17 protein-coding genes are annotated in these 19,477 nt (G+C 56.3%); 8 read left to right on the plus strand and 9 right to left on the minus strand.

Features of this window, described 5'->3' with window-relative positions; all coding sequences use genetic code 11:
- Window positions 1-56: 56 nt before the first annotated feature.
- The 6 genes from aroK to M8013_RS04135 form a co-directional block, all read right to left on the minus strand.
- Window positions 57-578: a shikimate kinase AroK gene (aroK, locus tag M8013_RS04110; protein WP_006177873.1), complete on the minus strand. Its 522-nt coding sequence runs from the start codon at window positions 576-578 to the stop codon at window positions 57-59.
- 295 nt (window positions 579-873) lie between these two features.
- On the minus strand, window positions 874-2,109 hold the full coding sequence (gene hofQ / locus M8013_RS04115; RefSeq protein ID WP_271266542.1) for a DNA uptake porin HofQ: 1,236 nt from the start codon (window positions 2,107-2,109) through the stop codon (window positions 874-876).
- Window positions 2,024-2,422, minus strand: coding sequence for a HofP DNA utilization family protein (locus tag M8013_RS04120; RefSeq protein WP_271266543.1), 399 nt, complete (start codon window positions 2,420-2,422; stop codon window positions 2,024-2,026). Before M8013_RS04120 ends, hofQ begins: the two co-directional genes overlap by 86 nt.
- Window positions 2,412-2,873, minus strand: coding sequence for a HofO family protein (locus tag M8013_RS04125; protein WP_271266544.1), 462 nt, complete (start codon window positions 2,871-2,873; stop codon window positions 2,412-2,414). Before M8013_RS04125 ends, M8013_RS04120 begins: the two co-directional genes overlap by 11 nt.
- The gene (locus M8013_RS04130; RefSeq protein WP_271266545.1) at window positions 2,857-3,396 is read right to left on the minus strand and encodes a PilN domain-containing protein; all 540 of its coding nucleotides are present in this window, start codon (window positions 3,394-3,396) and stop codon (window positions 2,857-2,859) included. The genes M8013_RS04125 and M8013_RS04130 overlap by 17 nt, the downstream gene beginning before the upstream one ends.
- Window positions 3,393-4,175, minus strand: a complete 783-nt coding sequence (locus M8013_RS04135; RefSeq protein WP_271266546.1) for a type IV pilus biogenesis protein PilM — start codon at window positions 4,173-4,175, stop codon at window positions 3,393-3,395. The genes M8013_RS04130 and M8013_RS04135 overlap by 4 nt, the downstream gene beginning before the upstream one ends.
- Before the next feature lie 120 nt (window positions 4,176-4,295).
- Here M8013_RS04135 and mrcA point away from each other — a divergent pair, with 120 nt between their 5' ends.
- Entirely contained in the window at window positions 4,296-6,848 is a 2,553-nt protein-coding gene (gene mrcA, locus M8013_RS04140; RefSeq protein WP_271266547.1) for a peptidoglycan glycosyltransferase/peptidoglycan DD-transpeptidase MrcA, read from the plus strand.
- A gap of 42 nt (window positions 6,849-6,890) precedes the next feature.
- On the opposite strand, the gene nudE is transcribed toward mrcA, so the two are convergent.
- Complete coding sequence (gene nudE / locus M8013_RS04145; RefSeq protein ID WP_271266548.1) at window positions 6,891-7,451, minus strand: ADP compounds hydrolase NudE; 561 nt, start codon at window positions 7,449-7,451, stop codon at window positions 6,891-6,893.
- A gap of 322 nt (window positions 7,452-7,773) precedes the next feature.
- On the opposite strand from nudE, the gene M8013_RS04150 reads away from it, so the two are divergent.
- From M8013_RS04150 to pckA, 5 genes are all read left to right on the plus strand, one after another.
- Window positions 7,774-9,909, plus strand: coding sequence for an intracellular growth attenuator family protein (locus M8013_RS04150; protein ID WP_271266549.1), 2,136 nt, complete (start codon window positions 7,774-7,776; stop codon window positions 9,907-9,909).
- A gap of 64 nt (window positions 9,910-9,973) precedes the next feature.
- On the plus strand, window positions 9,974-10,654 hold the full coding sequence (gene yrfG, locus M8013_RS04155; RefSeq protein WP_271266550.1) for a GMP/IMP nucleotidase: 681 nt from the start codon (window positions 9,974-9,976) through the stop codon (window positions 10,652-10,654).
- Window positions 10,651-11,052 (plus strand): ribosome-associated heat shock protein Hsp15, encoded by a 402-nt coding sequence (hslR, locus tag M8013_RS04160; RefSeq protein ID WP_271266551.1) that lies wholly within the window; start codon window positions 10,651-10,653, stop codon window positions 11,050-11,052. The genes yrfG and hslR overlap by 4 nt, the downstream gene beginning before the upstream one ends.
- Window positions 11,053-11,075: 23 nt before the next feature.
- Window positions 11,076-11,954 carry an Hsp33 family molecular chaperone HslO gene (hslO, locus tag M8013_RS04165; RefSeq protein WP_271266552.1) on the plus strand — a complete coding sequence of 293 codons (879 nt, stop codon included), beginning with the start codon at window positions 11,076-11,078 and terminating at the stop codon, window positions 11,952-11,954.
- A 377-nt stretch (window positions 11,955-12,331) separates the two neighbouring features.
- Window positions 12,332-13,948 carry a phosphoenolpyruvate carboxykinase (ATP) gene (pckA, locus tag M8013_RS04170; protein ID WP_271266553.1) on the plus strand — a complete coding sequence of 539 codons (1,617 nt, stop codon included), beginning with the start codon at window positions 12,332-12,334 and terminating at the stop codon, window positions 13,946-13,948.
- Window positions 13,949-14,015: 67 nt separating this feature from the next.
- Here pckA and envZ read toward each other — a convergent pair whose 3' ends face one another.
- Both envZ and ompR read right to left on the minus strand, forming a co-directional pair.
- Window positions 14,016-15,365: a two-component system sensor histidine kinase EnvZ gene (envZ, locus tag M8013_RS04175; protein WP_271266554.1), complete on the minus strand. Its 1,350-nt coding sequence runs from the start codon at window positions 15,363-15,365 to the stop codon at window positions 14,016-14,018.
- Window positions 15,362-16,081 carry an osmolarity response regulator transcription factor OmpR gene (gene ompR, locus M8013_RS04180; protein WP_001157751.1) on the minus strand — a complete coding sequence of 240 codons (720 nt, stop codon included), beginning with the start codon at window positions 16,079-16,081 and terminating at the stop codon, window positions 15,362-15,364. Before ompR ends, envZ begins: the two co-directional genes overlap by 4 nt.
- Before the next feature lie 227 nt (window positions 16,082-16,308).
- Between ompR and greB the strand changes: the two genes are divergently transcribed.
- Together greB and M8013_RS04190 are read left to right on the plus strand one after the other, a co-directional pair.
- On the plus strand, window positions 16,309-16,782 hold the full coding sequence (gene greB, locus M8013_RS04185; RefSeq protein ID WP_271266555.1) for a transcription elongation factor GreB: 474 nt from the start codon (window positions 16,309-16,311) through the stop codon (window positions 16,780-16,782).
- A gap of 101 nt (window positions 16,783-16,883) precedes the next feature.
- Window positions 16,884-19,211 (plus strand): Tex family protein, encoded by a 2,328-nt coding sequence (locus M8013_RS04190; RefSeq protein ID WP_271266556.1) that lies wholly within the window; start codon window positions 16,884-16,886, stop codon window positions 19,209-19,211.
- Window positions 19,212-19,477: the final 266 nt, after the last annotated feature.

The raw sequence follows: 19,477 nt of genomic DNA on the forward strand, positions 1-19,477 counted from the left end.
GCGCGACATCCACCTTAAATGCTTTTACCCGCAGGCGAGTGTATATAAAGCCAGAATCAGTTGCTTTCCAGCATATTAATAATCTGGTTTGCGACCACTTTAGCGCTCTGGTCATCGGTGCGAATGGTGACGTCAGCAATCTCTTCGTACAGCGGATTGCGTTCCCCAGCCAGGGCTTCCAGAACTTCACGTGGAGGCGTCTCAACCTGCAGCAACGGGCGTTTCTTATCACGCTGCGTACGCGCCAGCTGTTTTTCGATGGTCGTTTCGAGATAGACCACCACACCGCGGGCGGAGAGACGGTTGCGAGTTTCGCGAGATTTTACAGAGCCGCCGCCAGTAGCCAGCACAATGCCCTGTTTTTCCGTAAGTTCATTAATGACTTTTTCTTCTCGGTCACGGAAACCCTCTTCGCCTTCTACATCGAAGACCCAGCCCACATCAGCTCCGGTGCGTTTCTCAATCTCTTGATCAGAATCGTAAAATTCCATATTGAGTTGTTGAGCTAACTGACGCCCAATAGTGCTTTTGCCGGCACCCATAGGCCCAACCAGAAAGATATTACGTTTCTCTGCCATTTTTTCGGTACTACTAAGACTATTCGTTAATGATAAACCCGCTTCGCCGATACCTGGCGAACAGGACATGAACTGAAACCTCATATGCGATAGAGCGAGAGTCAGACTAAAAATTATCTCAGCACTCCGGCTTGTTTGGCAATAGATTAAATCACCAGACCTGCCGCTTAAGACATTCAGGGTGCAAGATTTGGTAAGCTGATTCTCAAATCGGTACTCCTTGTATGCTAATTCATGCCTCACGTCAAACATCTGCAACAAACTGAATGCAAAATCAGGCAAGCAATCTTGCTGCTTATGGCGTAGCAACCAGGCGAGGGGTGATAAAAACCACCAGTTCACGCCGTTCGTTATCTTTCCCCTGGTGGCGGAACAACTGCCCCAGCAAGGGGAGGCGACTTAATCCTGGTACACTTTCATTTTTAGTTTTGTGCTTCTGAGAAAAAATTCCGCCTAAAGCCAGCGTTTCGCCACTTTTGACCTCGACCTGCGTCTCGATCTCCTGCTTATCAATGGCCATGGTTTCGCCATCGGCCTGCTTCAGCACCTCGCCCGGCGTATTTTCGCTGATCCGCAGCTTCAGACGCACGCGCCCTTTGTCCAGTACCACTGGCGTCACCTCCATCCCCAGTACCGCCTCTTTAAACTCTACCGATGTGGCGCCGCTTTCACCGCTGGAGACCTGATAGGGGATTTCCGTACCTTGTTTAATGCTGGCAGGCTGCATGTGCGACGCCAGCAGCCGCGGGCTGGCGATGATATCGACCTGCTGCTTTTGCTCCAACGCGGAAAGCTCGAGATCCAGTAAGCGGCCATTAATGCGGCCAATATTAAAACCGACCTGGGTGGTGGCATTGCTCACGGCGAGATTGCTACTCAGCGTGGTCACCTGCCCAGGGCTACCGGGATTGTCCGCCTGTGCCAGATTCCATTTCACCCCCAGCTCGCGCAGGCTTTTCTCACTCATGGTGACAATGTGCGCAGCCAATTCCACTTGTGCGACGGGTAAATCCATCTGCGAAACCCAATGCTGCAACGCATCCAGCGCCGCGCGGTTGTCCCGAACCAGCAGCCGGTTGGTGCGTTTGTCCACCGCGAGGCTACCCTTGGGGCTCAGGAGCTTTTCTGCCGCAGGCAGCAAGTCACCAGCATCAGCATAAGAGAAAGGAAAGCTGCGCGCCTCCAGCGGGGCATTGAGCTGCCTCTTTACCTGCTCGGCCTCTTTCCTGACCTGCTGTTGTTGCTGCCAGGCGGCAGAGTGGATATAAAAAATACCCTCCTGCTGGCGCATAACCAGCCCTGCGCTGGCGACCACCGTTCGTAGCGCCTGCTGCCAGGGAACGCGCGTCAGGCGAAGGGAGACGTTGCCACCCACGTCCGGCGCAATAATCATGTTGTGGTTCTCCTGCTCCGCCAGTGCCTGCAGAAGCTGGGCAACCGGCACATCATCTACCACCAGCGTCACGGCTGCGTGAGGGGCTGCCAGCGTTTGGCTGGTGATGAGTAGCAGTGCGACGATCCCTGTCTTCATTTTGTGTCATTCCTTGTCGTTGCCATCGCCATCGCGCCGGTTCACATCGGCCGAGCGTGTCGATGACCAGTTCATTTTCATTCAGCACAACCACGCGTCCGCCTGTCGGCAGTGATTCGCCGTGGCGTACGCGCAGCCAACGTGCCTGTTCGTCCCTGACAATGCCTACCGGGACCGGCCCCATGACAAAACCGGCATAGCGCCACTGGCTAAGTGCAGCATTGGGGCAACGTGATTCCGGTGCCTTAAACGGATCGCGCATACCGAGAATCAGCGGCAGCAGTAGCCACAGCCAGCCCTGTTTACCCCGCATCCTGTCGCTCCAGCTGTATCACCACCTGCAGCGTTTCTTGTTCTGACTGAATGCTAAAGCGCCCCACCGCCACATCACGCTGTGCGAGGGTGACAAAGAGCGTGGGGATTTGCGCCCAGGCGGCTTCAACCACCAGCTCTCCGCCTGCACTACCGGGCTGCCAGCGAACCAGACGCAGATCAGGCGCGTCGAATTCCAGTGGTGAAAAAAGCCGAACCACGCCGACGGAGACCGGCTCAGTGGCGGGAGAAAGCTTACGTATCGCAGCCCATAGCCGCGCGTTGGCGGACGCATCCCTGGCCTGTTGCGCCTGGAACGCTGCGGTCTGTTGATCTCGTTCGCGCATCTGCGTAACCAACACGCCGATCAGCAGCAGCGCCGAGAACAGGATCCAGCACAGACAGCGCCAGCGCGGGGCCATCGCCCACCAGCTATCAGGAGGGATCCGCATCGGCCTGCTCCTTGCGGGTAAGGGAATAGGCAAACTGCCACCGCCCCTGTGCATCCTGGCGCATCTCGCCCGGCGCACCGAGCGTAAAGCCCGGGAACTGGCGCAGCGCCGTTTCGAACGCCGTAACGGCCGGTAGCGTGGCGGCATATCCCTTCAGATGGAGGGTAGCCTGTTGAAAACGCAGCGTTGCCAGCCATGCCCGCTCCGGTATCGCGCCGCTTAAGGCGATCAGTGTCGGTTCCCATGCCTGAGTAACGGCCTTTTTTTGCGCCCAGTGCTGCTGTTGCTGGCGCTGGGCATGCAACGCTGTCGCCTGATTGTGGCGCAGTTCAAGCGCCTGATACAACGCCCGATCGCTAACCTGCCACAGACTGGATACCTGCAGGGTCAGTGGCATACTGACCCGACTGCTGACGAAAAGCATCAAGGCCAGCAGCAGCGAGCCGGTAAACAGCAGTCCCCAAAAGCGCAGACAGCCTAGTCTTTGCCGCTGACGCCACGGCAGAAAATTGGCGGTTCTCATGAAGCGGCATCTCCCATTGCCAGCGCCAGCGCGACGCTGAAATCCGCTCCGTTCTCAGGCAAAGGCGGCTGGCTGCGGGTCAGTAGACTCCAGGGGTCGAAGCGGCCAGCTTCACAGCAGACGATCTCTTCGACACCCAGCGCCAGCAGTGCGGCCAGTTGCTCAACGTCGGGCGCTTCTGCCAGCCCGCGTCGCCCCCACTGATGACGCATCGCCCATAACCACTGGTCCTTATCACGCCAGGCAATACACTGGACAGGCGTCGCCAGGAAGGGGAGAAAATGCGTCAGCGCCCCGGCATCAGGTGTGATCGCCGCCAGCCGTAGTCGCAGCGCTTTTGCCAGTTCCAGCAGCGTGGAAATCTCTTTATTCTGCGCAGCGGTGACATGAAACGTCTGGCTAAAGGTGTCCTCCGCGAAGTCGAAACGCAGCGCATCGTGAGCCATATCGAGCTCACGGTTCATCGCCGAGGTGATCCAGGCAACCTGTTCACTGTCACGCAGGGTCATTGCCGGGCGTGGAAGCGTCCTTTGCAAGGTGCGGGACGCCGGAAAAGCGAGGAATATTCGATGGTGGAGTGGCAGCATCTTCCGCCATTCAGCCAGTGCCGCAGTCAGTTGTTCAGGCTTGAGAATTTGCCCCTCGCTAACGGTGCCCACTGCCAGCGGAAGCTGCCACCAGCGACGCAGACCCCACCCCGTTTTCTCACGCACCAGCGCGACGGCCAGAATCTTATCCTGTTGAATATGAACGCCTGTATGCCAGATTTTAAATGCCATGTTTCACGATCTCCTTATCGTCCCTGGGGATGACGGCTCTATCAATGATTCAGGCTTGCCTTTATACTACCGCGCAATTGTTTATAAACTGCCCAGTTCAAACTAAATGGGAAATCTCCAGTGAAGTTCGTAAAGTATTTATTGATCCTTGCAGTCTGTTGCATTCTGCTTGGAGCAGGCTCGATTTTTGGTTTGTACAAATATATTGAGCCGCAGCTACCTGATGTTGCCACGCTTCGCGATGTGCGACTCCAGATCCCGATGCAGGTTTACAGCGCCGATGGCGAGCTTATCGCCCAGTACGGTGAAAAGCGTCGTATCCCGTTGACTCTCAACCAAATCCCGCCAGAAATGGTGAAAGCGTTTATCGCCACGGAAGACAGCCGCTTTTACGAGCATCACGGCGTCGACCCGGTGGGGATTTTCCGTGCTGCCAGCGTGGCGATGTTCTCCGGTCACGCCTCTCAAGGGGCGAGTACGATTACCCAGCAGCTGGCGCGTAATTTCTTCCTGAGCCCGGAAAAGACGCTGACGCGTAAGGTCAAGGAAGTGTTCCTGGCGATCCGCATTGAGCAGTTGCTGAATAAAGACGAGATCCTCGAACTTTACCTGAACAAGATCTATCTGGGCTACCGCGCGTATGGCGTGGGGGCTGCGGCGCAGGTCTATTTCGGTAAATCCGTGGATCAGCTGACGCTGAGCGAGATCGCCACCATCGCCGGTCTGCCTAAAGCGCCTTCCACCTTTAACCCGCTCTACTCGCTGGATCGTGCCACCTCACGTCGTAACGTGGTGCTGTCGCGTATGTTAAGTGAAGGCTATATCAGCCAGACGCAGTACGATCAGGCGCGCAGTGAGGCGATTGACGCGAATTACCATGCGCCGGAAATTGCCTTCTCCGCCCCGTATCTGAGCGAGATGGTGCGCCAGGAGATGTTCTCCCGCTACGGTGAGCAGGCCTACGAAGACGGTTATCGCATCTACACCACCATCAGCCGCACCGTCCAGCAGGGCGCGCAGCAGGCGGTGCGTAATAACGTGATTGATTACGACATGCGCCACGGTTACCGCGGCCCGTCAAATGTGCTGTGGAAAGTGGGCGAATCTGCCTGGGACAGCAAAAAAATCACCGACACGCTGAAACCGCTGCCAGCGTACGGACCGTTCGTGGCGGCCGTGGTCACCCGTACCGATCCGCAGGAAGCGACGGCGATGCTCGCCGACGGCACCTCGGTTGCACTGCGCATGGAAGGTATGCGTTGGGCCCGTCCGTATCGTTCCGATACGCAGCAGGGCGCAACGCCGCGCAAAATCACCGATGCCGTTCAGGCTGGTCAGCAAATCTGGGTTCGCCAGGTCAACGACGCCTGGTGGCTGGGACAGATCCCGGACGTTAACTCGGCGCTGGTTTCCATCGATCCGCACAACGGTGCCGTGCTGGCGCTGGTAGGCGGTTTCGACTTCAACCAGAGCAAATTTAACCGTGCCACCCAGGCGTTGCGCCAGGTCGGTTCCAATATCAAACCGTTCCTCTACACCGCCGCGATGGATAAAGGGCTGACGCTCGCCAGTATGCTCAATGACGTACCGATTTCCCGTTGGGATGCCGGAGCGGGTTCCGACTGGCGTCCGAAAAACTCACCGCCAGAGTATTCCGGGCCGATTCGTCTGCGTCAGGGTCTGGGTCAGTCGAAGAACGTGGTGATGGTTCGCGCCATGCGCGCCATGGGCGTCGATTACGCGGCCGAGTATCTGCAGCGCTTTGGCTTCCCGGCACAGAACATTGTGCATACCGAATCGCTGGCGCTGGGCTCTGCCTCCTTTACGCCGCTGCAGGTCGCGCGCGGCTATGCGGTGATGGCGAATGGCGGCTTCCTGGTCGATCCGTTCTTCATCAGCAAAATCGAGACCGATCAGGGCGGCGTGATATTTGACGCGAAGCCGAAAGTGGCCTGTGCAGAGTGTGATATTCCGGTGATTTATGGCGATACGCCAAAATCGGAAGCGCTCAATAACCAGGACATGGAAGATGTCTCCATTTCGCAGGAGCAGCAAAACTTGGCCGTGCCAAAGCCGCAGCTCGAGCAGGCTAACCAGGCGCTGGTCTCTCAGACCGGTGCGCAGGAATATGCCCCGCATGTGATCAACACCCCGCTGGCCTTCCTGATTAAGAGCGCCCTGAACACCAATATCTTCGGTGAGCCAGGCTGGCAGGGCACCGGCTGGCGTGCGGGCCGTGATTTGCAGCGCCAGGATATCGGCGGCAAAACCGGCACCACCAACAGCTCGAAAGATGCGTGGTTCTCCGGCTATGGTCCGGGTGCAGTCACATCAGTGTGGATTGGCTTTGACGATCACCGTCGGGATTTAGGCCGCACCTCCGCCTCCGGGGCGATCAAAGATCAGATCTCCGGTTACGAAGGTGGCGCCAAGAGCGCTCAGCCCGCATGGGATGCCTTTATGAAGGTGGCTCTCGACGGTGTACCGGAACAACCGCTGACACCACCGCCAGGCGTAGTGACGATCAATATCGATCGCAGTACCGGGCAGTTGGCCAACGGCGGCAACAGTCGGGCAGAATTTTTCATCGAGGGCACGCAGCCTACGCAACAGGCGGTGCATGAGGTGGGAACAACGCTGATTGATAATGGTGAAACACACGAGCTGTTTTAAGTGAGCTCTCGCCCTCTCCCGCTGGGAGAGGGCGGCTTTCTGCTACAAACGTCCCTGCCCTTTCAGCCACTCCCGCACCAGAAACAGCGCGCTCACGTTACGGGCTTCGTTAAAATCGGGCTCTTCCAGCAGATCCATCAAATGCGCCAACGGCCAGCGCACCTGTGGCAACGGCTCAGGCTCATCCCCTTCCAGCGATTCTGGATAGAGATCTTCAGCCAGAACAATATTCATTTTGCTGGAAAAATAGGACGGAGCCATGCTGAGTTTTTTCAGGAAGGTGAGATCGTTTGCACCAAAGCCAACTTCTTCTTTCAGTTCGCGATTCGCGGCTTCAAACACCGACTCACCCGGATCAATCAACCCTTTAGAAAACCCCAGCTCGTAGGATTCACTGCCCACGGCATACTCGTGGATCAGAATCAGATGCTCGTCGACAATTGGCACGATCATCACAGCTTCGCGCGTGGACGGGCGCATACGTTCATATACGCGACGCACGCCGTTACTGAACTCCAGGTCCACGCTTTCAATATTAAACAGGCGCGATTTGGCCACGGTTTCAACATTCAGAATGGTGGGTTTTTGTAAGGGTTTGCTCATATCGATGGGTCTTTGCCAGGTGAACTGAGGTCATTGTGCGACAGGCCGCACGGTTTGGGCAATGTCAAACGTACTTTATTTACATTTATGCAACCTATGTAGATTCATTCCTCATTTCAATTAAAAAGTCAATAGGTTGAAATAATTCCAGGAATTTGCTGATATCTGGTTATGATGGGCTTTGCTACTATCAGCAGTCACTGGGATGCGCTTCAAATTGCTCAAGTTCAACGCCTTACATGCCGATAGCCAACCATAGACACGCATTCATTGTAAAAGGTGCTACTGACTACACCTGTAAGACACGTAAGATGGGGAAAGCATGAGCACCATTTTGATTTTTATCGCTGCTATGCTGGCCTGCGCGCTGATTGCAGGGTGGTTTTTACGGCGTCGGGCACAACATCGTTATCGGTTGCCCTTTCTCAATGCCTTTGCCGGTGCGAGCACGCGTAAACTCAGCGTAGAAGAACGCAGCGCTATTGAGCAATATCTAGAGTCATTCAACCGCATCCAGCTGACGCCTGCAACAGGTGCCAGCGCGGCACCGATCTCGTTAAAGCTGAATGCCCAGAGCAATACCGTGCTGTGCCTGACACGCTCGATTACCCGCTATGGCATTACCACCGACGATCCCAATAAGTGGCGTTATTATCTCGATTCCGTCGAGGTACATCTGCCGCCGTTCTGGGAACAGTACATCAATGATGAAAACAGCGTTGAGCTGATCCACACCGATTCCATCCCGTTGGTGATTGCCCTGAATGGTCACTCCATCGCGGAGTACATGCTGGAAGCGCCGCGCTTTGCACTGGAGCACGTCAGCGCCACCCAGGCATCGATTCGTGGCGAAGAGACCGAGCAGATTGAGCTGCTGAATATTCGCCAGGAGACGCACGAAGAGTACGCCCTCAGCCGCCCGGACGGCATCCGTGAGGCGCTGCTGATTGTCGTCTCCTTCCTGCTGTTCTTCTTCTGCCTGATAAGCCCGGATGTCTTTGCTCCGTGGCTGGGTGGCGGTGCGATACTGCTGCTGGCGGCCGGTCTTTGGGGATTGTTCGCCGCACCAGCCAAAAATTCACTGCGCGAGATCCACTGCCTGCGCGGCACACCAAAACGCTGGGGTCTGTTTGGCGAAAACGATCAGGATCACGTCAACACGATTTCACTGGGCATTATTGACCTGATCTACCCGCGTCACTGGCAGCCGTGGCTGGCTCAGGATTTAGGGCAAAAAACCGATATTGATATCTATCTGGACCGGCATGTTGTGCGTCAGGGGCGTTTTTTATCCCTGCACGACGAGGTGAAAAACTTCCCGCTCCAGCACTGGTTGCGTAGCACGGTGATCGCCGCAGGCAGCGCAGTGGTGTTAGCCATGCTGGTTTTCCTCGTCCCGCTGGATATGCCGATTAAATTTACCCTGTCGTGGATTAAAGGGGCGCAAACCATCGAGGCCACCAGCGTCAATCAGCTGGAAACGGCTGGGGTTCGCATTGGTGACACGCTGCATCTGAATGGAAGCGGGATGTGTAGCATTCAGGCACAGAGCAACTGGAACACCCGCCAGAACTCGCCATTTACGCCGTTTGACTGCTCACAGGTGATCTGGAATGACGCACCTCCTCTGCCGCTGCCGGAATCTGACATCGTCAATAAAGCCACGGCGCTAAAGCAGGCCCTGTCGAGCCAACTGCATCCCAAACCGGATGATGATTCACGCGTTAGCCCAGCGTTACGCTCCGCCATTCAAAAATCGGGAATGGTGCTGCTGGATGATTTTGGCGACATCGTGCTGAAAACCCAGGATTTATGTGCAGATAAAGATGAGTGCGTCAGGCTGAAAAATGCGCTGGTCAACCTTGGCAACAGCAAAGACTGGGAGGCGCTGGTCAAACGCGCCGATGCCGGTCGTCTCGACGGTGTGAACGTTCTGCTGCGCCCGGTCAGCGCCGAGTCGCTGGAAAATCTGGTCGCAACATCGACCGCGCCTTTCGTCATCCGCGAAACCTCGCGCGCGGCACAGGCGATTAACAGCCCGGCACCAGGCGGCTTTATTATCATCAGCGATGAAGGCAGCGACCTGGTCGATCAGCCCTACCCGCCGGTGGCGTTGTATGACTATCCGGCCCAGGAACAGTGGGGCGAGTTTCAGCGTCTGGCGCAGATGCTGATGCGCACGCCGTTCAGCGCCGAAGGGATTGTGACCGGCATCTTTACCGACGCCAACGGCACTCGCCATATCGATCTGCACAGCATGCCGGACAGCGCCGGACTCTGGCGCTACATCGGTACCTCGCTGCTGATGCTGGCGATGCTGGGCTGCATTATCTGGAACGGTTTTATGGCGCTGCGCCGCTATCAGCGCTCACGCACCCGCCTGGCTGACATCCAGCAATATTATGAAAGTTGCCTCAACCCGAAGCTTATCCCGGCGCCTGAAAGCCTGATCGGATAACGCCCCCGCGCGGCAAGGTATGCTACCCTGTCGCGCACGTTTCTTCTGGCTGGAGTTTTCCCCCATGCATCTTGATATTGCCTGGCAGGACGTCGATACCGTCCTGCTGGATATGGACGGCACGCTGCTCGATCTCGCGTTTGATAACTACTTCTGGCAAAAACTGGTGCCCGAAACCTACGGCGAGCGGCAGGGGATCTCCCCGGCACAAGCGCAGGAATTCATCCGCCAGCAGTATAGCGCCGTACAACATACGCTAAACTGGTACTGCCTGGACTACTGGAGCGAGCGCCTCGGTCTGGATATTTGCGCCATGACCACCGCCCAGGGCCCGCATGCGATCCTGCGTGAAGATACTGTGCCTTTCCTGGACGCGCTGCAGGCGAGCGGTAAGCGCCGCATTCTGCTGACCAACGCGCATCCACATAATCTGGCGGTGAAGCTGGAACATACCGGTCTGGCCTCACACCTTGATTTATTACTTTCTACCCACACATTTGGTTATCCGAAAGAGGATCAGCGACTGTGGCAGGCAGTGGCAGAAGAGACCGGCCTGCAGCCGGAACGCACGCTGTTCATTGATGACAGCGAACCGATTCTGGATGCGGCGGCAACCTTCGGCATTCGTTACTGCCTGGGCGTGACCAATCCTGATTCTGGACTGGCCGACAAAAGCTATCTGCGCCATCCGGGCATGAACGACTACCGCCGGATGATCCCCTCCCTCAGCAAGGAGAAGCCATGAAAGAGAAGCCCCCTGAAGGGGTAAGACTGGATAAATGGCTGTGGGCTGCACGCTTTTACAAAACGCGCGCCCTCGCCCGCGAAATGGTTGATGGCGGTAAAGTGCATTACAACGGGCAGCGCAGCAAGCCGAGCAAACTCGTCGAGCTGAATGCCACCCTGACCCTGCGTCAGGGCAACGACGAACGGACGGTGATCGTCAAAAACGTCACTGAACAACGTCGCCCGGCCACGGAAGCCAGCACGCTGTACGAAGAGACGGCAGAAAGCGTTGTGAAGCGCGAGAAAGTGGCACAGGCGCGTAAGCTGAATGCCCTGACCATGCCGCATCCCGACAGGCGACCGGATAAGAAAGAGCGTCGCAACCTGATTAAATTTAAATATGGCGAGAATGAGTGATTCTTGCTGAACGAGAGATGACTATGGCCCAACACGACCAATTACACCGCTATCTGTTTGAAAAATTTGCCGTGCGCGGCGAGCTGGTGACGGTATCCGAAACCTGGAAACAGATCCTGGAAAACCACAACTATCCGCAGCCGGTTAAAACCGTGTTGGGTGAGCTGCTGGTTGCCACTAGCCTGCTGACCGCGACGCTGAAATTTGCTGGCGACATCACCGTGCAGCTGCAGGGCGATGGCCCAATGAATCTGGCGGTGATCAACGGCAATAACCAGCAGCAGATGCGCGGTGTGGCGCGCGTGCAGGGTGAGATCCCGGAAGGCGCAGACCTGAAAACGCTGGTCGGTAACGGCTTCCTGGTAATCACCATCACCCCGGAAGAAGGCGAGCGTTATCAGGGCGTAGTCGGTCTGGAGGGCGAAAGCCTGGCGGCCTGCCTGGAAGATTACTTCCTGCGTTCCGAACAGCTGCCGACCCGTCTGTTCATTCGTACCGGCGAAGTGGACGGCCAGTTGGCTGCAGGCGGGATGCTGCTGCAGGTGCTGCCGGCGCAGAATGCCCAGGGCGATGACTTCGACCACCTGGCCACGCTGACCGAAACCATCAAAGCGGAAGAGCTGTTCACCTTACCGGCGAACGACGTGCTGTGGCGTCTGTATCACGAAGAAGAAGTGACACTTTACGATCCGCAGGATGTGGAGTTTAAGTGCACTTGTTCCCGCGAACGCTGCGCAGGCGCGCTGAAAACGCTGCCGGATGAAGAGATCGACAGCATCATGGCCGAAGAAGGCGAGATCGATATGCACTGCGACTACTGCAACTCCCATTACGTGTTCAACGCGATGGATATCGCCGAGATCCGTAACAACGCTTCTCCAGCCGATCCGCAGGTTCACTAAGCAGCACCGTTAACTGCCCTCATGCCGGGGCAGTTGACCTTTCCCCTCGCCCTTCTACTCTTTCATTTTATTAATGATTTCCCGCAGCGGCTGAATCGTTATCAGTGTTGTAAGGCTTTCGTAATTTTCTTACATGTATGCGCTTACACTCACATTCCAACGGTTTAATTTACCAGCTATTAACCTTTTAAGAACATTTTCCCTAACCCAAAATTGAATCCTGCCATAATCTGTTCCGCGAGTGACAGGAGTCACAGAGTTTTCCGTTATATAAGGGTTTTTGACCAGATACGCAAATCTATGAGCCCCGTCGCGGTTAACATTCGAAGAAAAACCCTACAATTTCAGGCAGTATATATTGGCTAAGGAGCAGTGATATGCGTGTTAATGGTTTAACCCCGCAAGATCTCAAGGCTTATGGTATCAACGACGCTCATGACATCGTCTATAACCCCGATTACGCTACGCTGTATCAGGAGGAGCTCAATCCAGCACTGGAAGGATACGAGCGCGGTATATTGACGAACACGGGCGCAATCGCTGTAGACACCGGTATCTTTACCGGCCGTTCGCCGAAGGATAAATACATTGTTCGTGACGACACCACTCGCGACACCCTCTGGTGGTCGGACAATGGCAAAGGGAAGAACGACAACAAAGCGATCTCCCCGGAAACCTGGCAGCATCTGAAATCCCTCGTCACCCAACAACTTTCCGGCAAGCGTCTGTTCATCATTGATGCTTTCTGCGGCGCCAACGCCGACACCCGCCTTTCCGTGCGTTTTATCACTGAAGTCGCCTGGCAGGCGCATTTCGTGAAGAACATGTTTATTCGCCCAACCGATGAAGAGCTGCAAAGCTTCGAGCCTGACTTTATTGTGATGAACGGCGCGAAATGCACCAATCCAAACTGGAAAGAGCAGGGTCTGAACTCCGAAAACTTTGTCGCCTTTAACCTGACGGAACGTATCCAGCTGATCGGCGGGACATGGTACGGCGGTGAAATGAAGAAAGGGATGTTCTCGGTGATGAACTACCTGCTGCCGCTGCAGGGCATTGCTTCCATGCACTGCTCGGCGAACGTCGGCGAGAAAGAGGACGTCGCGGTGTTCTTTGGCCTGTCCGGCACCGGCAAAACCACCCTCTCCACCGACCCGAAACGCCGTCTGATTGGCGATGACGAGCACGGCTGGGATGACGATGGCGTGTTTAACTTCGAAGGCGGCTGCTACGCCAAGACTATTCGCCTGTCGGCGCAGGCCGAACCGGATATCTACCAGGCGATCCGTCGCGATGCGCTGCTGGAAAACGTCACGGTTCGCGCCGATGGCAGCGTCGATTTTGACGATGCGTCAAAAACCGAAAACACCCGCGTCAGCTATCCGATTTATCACATCGATAATATCGTGAAGCCGGTATCGAAAGCGGGCCACGCCACCAAAGTGATTTTCCTCACCGCCGATGCGTTTGGCGTGTTACCGCCGGTTTCACGGCTGACCGCCAGCCAGACGCAGTATCACTTCCTGTCTGGTTTTACCGCCAAGCTGGCCGGTACCGAACGCGGTGTGACGGAACCCACCCCGACCTTCTCCGCCTGCTTCGGCGCAGCCTTCCTGTCACTGCACCCGACGCAGTATGCTGAAGTGCTGGTGAAACGCATGCAGGCTGCGGGCGCGCAGGCGTATCTGGTCAACACTGGCTGGAACGGCACCGGCAAACGTATCTCCATTAAAGATACGCGCGCCATTATCGATGCCATTCTGGATGGTTCGCTGGATGATGCGGAAACCTTCACCCTGCCGATGTTCGATCTGGCGATCCCGACAACACTGCCTGGCGTCGACACGCATATCCTCGATCCACGCAATACCTACGGATCCCCGGAACAGTGGCAGGAAAAAGCCGCACTGCTTGCGAAGCTGTTTGTGGAAAACTTTGAGAAGTACACCGATACGCCAGCCGGTGCGGCGTTGGTGAGTGCGGGACCAAGGTAAAAGAAAAAAGGCAACGCAAGTTGCCTTTTTTAATGTTTTTTCCCTCTCCCCGTGGGAGAGGGTTGAGTTAACTCTCTTTTACCTGCTGCCCGCGCGGAAACGGCACCGGGAGCCACGCGCGGATACACAATCCGCCCCGCTCGCTGGTGCCAATCTCCAGCAGACCGTTATGGTTATCCACGATACGCTGAACAATCGCCAGGCCTAAGCCAGTGCCGCTGGTACTGCGCGCGCTGTCTCCCCGGACGAACGGCTGGAACAGGTGCTTACGCTGCTCGGGCTTAATCCCCGGACCATCGTCTTCTACCTGGAACCAGACGCGACTCAGTTCAGATCCGCTGCTGACCTTGATCCAGCCATTACCGTAACGGGCGGCATTCACCACCATATTCGCCACCGCACGCTTGATCGACAGCGGGTGCATCCGCACCTGGATTTCGCCCGGCAGCAGATCGGTTTCGATTTCGCGTTCGTAACCACTCTCTGCCGCCACCACTTCACCTAGCACACCGTTCAGATCCGCCATCTCCATCGGCATCTCCTGCCCGGTGCGCAGGTAGTCGATAAACTGCTCGATGATGGCGTTACACTCTTCGATGTCCTTGTTAATGGACTCCGCCAGATACCCGTCCTCTTCGCCCATCATTTCGGTCGCCAGACGAATACGGGTCAGCGGGGTGCGCAGATCGTGACTGACCCCGGCCATCAGCAGGGTTCGGTCATCGGCCAGCTGTTTTACACCGGCTGCCATATGGTTGAAGGCGCGGGTCACGGAGCGCACCTCCGACGCGCCATACTCGCGCAGCGGTGGTGGGATAATACCTTTACCGACCTGGAGCGCCGCATGCTCCAGGTCGACCAGAGGTCGGTTCTGGATGCGGATAAACAGCCACGCACCGCCTATCGCCATCAGCATGATCGCCAGGGTATAGCGGAAGAGTGGCGAGAAATCGCCCTGATGAATTTCGGTTAGCGGCACGCGCACCCAGATATTGGGTGACAGCCAGGTTTTCAGCCAGACGACCGGCGAGCTTTTGTTGACCTCGACGCGCACTTCCGTCGGGCCGCCCAGCTGCTGCGCCATTTGCTGGCTAAGGAATTCATAATGTTGCGCCCAGCGCAGGCCTGCGTCTTCCGCCGCTTCGTTGGAATAAAGCGATATCCCCAGCTCGCGATAGATCTCCCGGCGAAACGCCGGTGGCACCACCAACTGCGTACCGTCCTCCAGCTGCAGCTTATCGGTCATCAGCATACGTACTTCGTACGCGAGGACCTTATTAAACTGCTGGAGGCTCGGCAGGATCGCAAAGTTCAGCACCACCAGATAGGTCGTCACCAGGCTGACAAACAGCAGGGTGACGATCAGCAACAGGGTGCGGGCAAACGAGCTACGCGGCGAGAAACGCATTCGCCTCATGCTTTAGAACCGTCCGGGACGAACACGTAGCCCAGACCCCACACGGTCTGGATATAGCGCGGATGCGCAGGATCTTCTTCCACCATGCGGCGCAGGCGGGAGATTTGAACGTCGATAGAACGCTCCATCGCGGAGTATTCACGACCACGGGCCAGGTTCATCAGCTTATCGCGCGAGAGCGGCTCACGCGGGTGGCTGACTAACGCTTTCAGCACCGCAAATTCACCGCTGGTCAGCGGCATAGGCTCATCTTCACGGAACATCTCACGGGTGCCGAGGTTCAGCTTAAACTTACCGAAAGCGATCACCGCCTCTTCCTGGGACGGTGCGCCAGGCAGTTCGTTAGCCTGACGGCGCAGCACGGCGCGGATACGCGCCAGCAGCTCACGCGGGTTGAACGGTTTTGGAATGTAGTCGTCGGCACCAATTTCGAGGCCTACGATACGGTCAACTTCTTCACCTTTCGCCGTTACCATAATGATCGGCATCGGGTTACTCTGGCTACGCAGACGACGGCAGATAGAAAGACCATCCTCGCCCGGTAGCATCAGGTCCAGCACCATCAGGTGGAAGGACTCACGGGTCAGCAGCCTGTCCATCTGTTCGGCGTTGGCCACGCTACGAACCTGGAAGCCCTGCTCGGTCAGATAACGCTCGAGCAGCGCACGCAGGCGCATGTCGTCATCCACCACCAGAATCTTATAATTCTCTTGCATTGTCAGTACTCCCAAAGGTTCGGATAATCTTGAACAGCGTATTCTAAAAAAGTGCGCGGCCACGACCAGCTAATTCTGGTATAAATTCTAGTCGAAATTGTTACAAAGCATATTTAACAGGAGCTTATCTGTACATTTCGTCACAAAACACATTATTAATCTTGTCTGTTACGCTAAGTGATACGTAATGTGCGCACAGTATGCAACCTAAGTTGTAAGGCCAAAGAATGAAAACGCCGCTGATCACCCGCGAAGGGTACGAGAACCTCAAGAAAGAAATGGACACGCTGTGGCGGGAAGAGCGCCCGGAAGTGACCAAAAAAGTGACCTGGGCCGCCAGTCTGGGCGATCGCAGTGAGAATGCGGACTACCAGTACAACAAAAAGCGACTGCGCGAAATTGACCGCCGGGTGCGCTACCTGTCGAAGTGCCTTGAGAATCTGAAAATTGTTGATTACTCCCCGCAGCAGGAGGGCAAAGTTTTCTTCGGCGCGTGGGTGGAGATCGAAAACGACAATGGCTGCCTCAAGCGCTTTCGCATTGTCGGCTACGATGAAATTTTTGGTCGTAAGGATTACATCTCGATTGATTCGCCGATGGCCCGGGCGCTGCTGAAAAAGGAAGTGGGTGATATCGCTCTGGTTCTCACTCCAGCAGGCGAAGCGAGCTGGTATGTGAACGCCATCGACTATGTGAAATAACCCGCCGGAACAATCCGAGAGCCTTGCGCACCGACTGGCATTTTACTGTGTCAGTCCGTATAACTATCCCCTGATTTTTCGACCCACAAGATGAAATAGCCATGATGAAAGATTCGCTCTGCCGCATTATTGCGGGTGAACTTCAGGCAAGGGCTGAACAGGTAGAAGCTGCCGTTCGCCTGCTTGATGAAGGGAACACCGTGCCGTTTATTGCACGTTATCGTAAGGAAGTCACGGGCGGCCTGGATGACACGCAGCTGCGTAATCTGGAAAATCGCCTCGGTTATCTGCGTGAGCTGGAAGACAGACGCCAGACGATCCTGAAATCGATCGGCGAGCAGGGCAAACTGACCGACGTACTGGAAAAAGCCATCAATGGTACGCTGAGCAAAACCGAACTCGAAGACCTCTATCTGCCGTACAAGCAAAAACGTCGCACGCGCGGGCAAATCGCCATTGAAGCAGGCCTGGAGCCGCTGGCCGAGCTGCTGTGGGATACTCCGTCTCACGATCCGGAAACCGAAGCGGCGAAATTTATCGATGCGGATAAAGGCGTCGCCGATACCAAAGCCGTGCTGGATGGCGCACGCTACATTTTGATGGAGCGCTTCGCCGAAGACGCCGCGCTGCTGGCCAAAGTGCGCGATTATCTGTGGAAGAATGCACACATCGTTGCCAGCGTCGTGAGCGGCAAAGAGGACGAAGGGGCGAAATTCCGCGACTACTTTGACCATCACGAACCGATCGCCACCACCCCCTCTCACCGCGCGCTGGCGATGTTCCGTGGCCGCAACGAGGGCGTGCTGCAGCTGTCGCTGAATGCCGATCCGCAGTTCGACGAACCGCCGAAAGAGAGTTACGGCGAGCAAATCATCACCAGCCATCTCGACTTACGCCTGAACAACGCCCCGGCGGACAGCTGGCGCAAAGGGGTGGTGAGCTGGACCTGGCGCATCAAGGTGTTAATGCACCTCGAAACCGAGCTGATGGGCACCGTGCGCGAACGCGCCGAAGAAGAGGCAATCAACGTCTTCGCCCGTAACCTGCACGACCTGCTGATGGCCGCCCCGGCGGGCCTGCGCGCGACGATGGGCCTTGATCCGGGTCTGCGTACCGGCGTGAAGGTAGCCGTGGTTGACGGCACCGGCAAGCTGGTGGCGACCGATACGATTTATCCCCACACCGGACAGGCCGCCAAAGCCGCGGTGGCGGTGGCAGCCCTGTGTGAGAAGCATAACGTTGAGCTGGTGGCGATTGGCAACGGCACCGCCTCGCGCGAAACCGAGCGCTTCTTTATCGATTTGCAAAAACAGTTCCCGAAAGTGACCGCCCAGAAGGTGATCGTCAGCGAAGCGGGCGCGTCGGTGTACTCCGCATCTGAACTGGCAGCACTCGAGTTCCCGGATCTGGATGTTTCCATTCGTGGCGCAGTATCTATCGCCCGTCGTCTGCAGGATCCGCTGGCCGAGCTGGTAAAAATCGACCCGAAATCCATTGGTGTGGGCCAGTATCAGCACGACGTTAGCCAGTCTCAGCTGGCGCGCAAGCTGGACGCGGTGGTCGAAGACTGCGTAAACGCCGTGGGGGTGGATCTGAATACCGCCTCAGTGGCGTTGCTGACCCGCGTGGCCGGGTTAACCCGCATGATGGCGCAAAACATTGTGGCCTGGCGTGATGAGAACGGCCAATTCCAGAATCGCCAGCAGTTGCTGAAAGTGAGCCGTCTGGGGCCAAAAGCCTTTGAACAGTGCGCGGGCTTCCTGCGTATTAACCATGGCGACAACCCGCTGGACGCCTCTACCGTTCACCCGGAAGCCTATCCGGTTGTCGAGCGCATTCTGGCCGCTACCCAGCAGGCGCTGCAAGTACTGATGGGCAACAGCAGCGAGCTTAAATCCCTGAAAGCGGTGGATTTCACCGACGACAAATTCGGTGTGCCGACGGTCTCCGACATCATCAAAGAGCTGGAAAAACCCGGTCGCGACCCGCGCCCTGAATTTAAAACCGCGCAGTTCGCCGAAGGCGTCGAGACAATGAACGACCTGCTGCCGGGCATGGTGCTGGAAGGCGCCGTCACCAACGTCACTAACTTTGGCGCGTTCGTGGATATCGGCGTGCATCAGGATGGTCTGGTGCATATCTCCTCTCTGGCCGATAAGTTCGTGCAGGATCCGCACACCGTGGTGAAAGCGGGTGACATCGTGAAGGTGAAAGTGCTGGAAGTGGATCTGCAGCGCAAGCGTATCGCGCTGACCATGCGTCTGGACGAGCAGCCTGGCGAGACCAACGCCCGTCGCGGCAATGGTAACGGTGGCGCGCGCGAACAACAGCAGCGCCCTGCGGCCAAGCCACGCGGACGCGAGACGCAATCCGGCGGTAACAGCGCCATGATGGATGCGCTGGCCGCAGCGATGGGTAAGAAGCGTTAATCCCGTTGTCCCCTCTCACCGGAGGGGGGACACGCTCCGCGTAACCTTTTATCACTCATTATTTCTTTATTTAATCATTAGCAGTGAATATAAAACTGAATATCAGCATTTCATTAACAAATACGCTTTTAATGCCACCTGACCAACTCGCTAAAATATTGCGCAAAGTCAATCAGCGCGCAAATTAATAGCCGTATCAACATTCCGCTACATATTAATTATTGATGAGAGAAACCATTCTCATTACCATTGTGCCTGTTGATTAT

The organism is Silvania confinis (assembly GCF_025564085.1).
GTDB classification, from domain to species: domain Bacteria; phylum Pseudomonadota; class Gammaproteobacteria; order Enterobacterales; family Enterobacteriaceae; genus Enterobacter; species Enterobacter confinis.

What these genes read in the sequence shown, in the direction of transcription:
- envZ (WP_271266554.1), bottom strand. Translation starts at nt 15,365, where the DNA reads ATGAGGCGAATGCGTTTCTCGCCGCGTAGCTCGTTTGCCCGCACCCTG.
- M8013_RS04135 (WP_271266546.1), bottom strand. Translation starts at nt 4,175, where the DNA reads ATGGCATTTAAAATCTGGCATACAGGCGTTCATATTCAACAGGATAAG.
- M8013_RS04130 (WP_271266545.1), bottom strand. Translation starts at nt 3,396, where the DNA reads ATGAGAACCGCCAATTTTCTGCCGTGGCGTCAGCGGCAAAGACTAGGC.
- hslO (WP_271266552.1), top strand. Translation starts at nt 11,076, where the DNA reads ATGGCCCAACACGACCAATTACACCGCTATCTGTTTGAAAAATTTGCC.
- ompR (WP_001157751.1), bottom strand. Translation starts at nt 16,081, where the DNA reads ATGCAAGAGAATTATAAGATTCTGGTGGTGGATGACGACATGCGCCTG.
- M8013_RS04150 (WP_271266549.1), top strand. Translation starts at nt 7,774, where the DNA reads ATGAGCACCATTTTGATTTTTATCGCTGCTATGCTGGCCTGCGCGCTG.
- yrfG (WP_271266550.1), top strand. Translation starts at nt 9,974, where the DNA reads ATGCATCTTGATATTGCCTGGCAGGACGTCGATACCGTCCTGCTGGAT.
- nudE (WP_271266548.1), bottom strand. Translation starts at nt 7,451, where the DNA reads ATGAGCAAACCCTTACAAAAACCCACCATTCTGAATGTTGAAACCGTG.
- hslR (WP_271266551.1), top strand. Translation starts at nt 10,651, where the DNA reads ATGAAAGAGAAGCCCCCTGAAGGGGTAAGACTGGATAAATGGCTGTGG.
- M8013_RS04125 (WP_271266544.1), bottom strand. Translation starts at nt 2,873, where the DNA reads ATGCGGATCCCTCCTGATAGCTGGTGGGCGATGGCCCCGCGCTGGCGC.
- aroK (WP_006177873.1), bottom strand. Translation starts at nt 578, where the DNA reads ATGGCAGAGAAACGTAATATCTTTCTGGTTGGGCCTATGGGTGCCGGC.
- pckA (WP_271266553.1), top strand. Translation starts at nt 12,332, where the DNA reads ATGCGTGTTAATGGTTTAACCCCGCAAGATCTCAAGGCTTATGGTATC.
- hofQ (WP_271266542.1), bottom strand. Translation starts at nt 2,109, where the DNA reads ATGAAGACAGGGATCGTCGCACTGCTACTCATCACCAGCCAAACGCTG.
- greB (WP_271266555.1), top strand. Translation starts at nt 16,309, where the DNA reads ATGAAAACGCCGCTGATCACCCGCGAAGGGTACGAGAACCTCAAGAAA.
- M8013_RS04120 (WP_271266543.1), bottom strand. Translation starts at nt 2,422, where the DNA reads ATGCGGGGTAAACAGGGCTGGCTGTGGCTACTGCTGCCGCTGATTCTC.
- M8013_RS04190 (WP_271266556.1), top strand. Translation starts at nt 16,884, where the DNA reads ATGATGAAAGATTCGCTCTGCCGCATTATTGCGGGTGAACTTCAGGCA.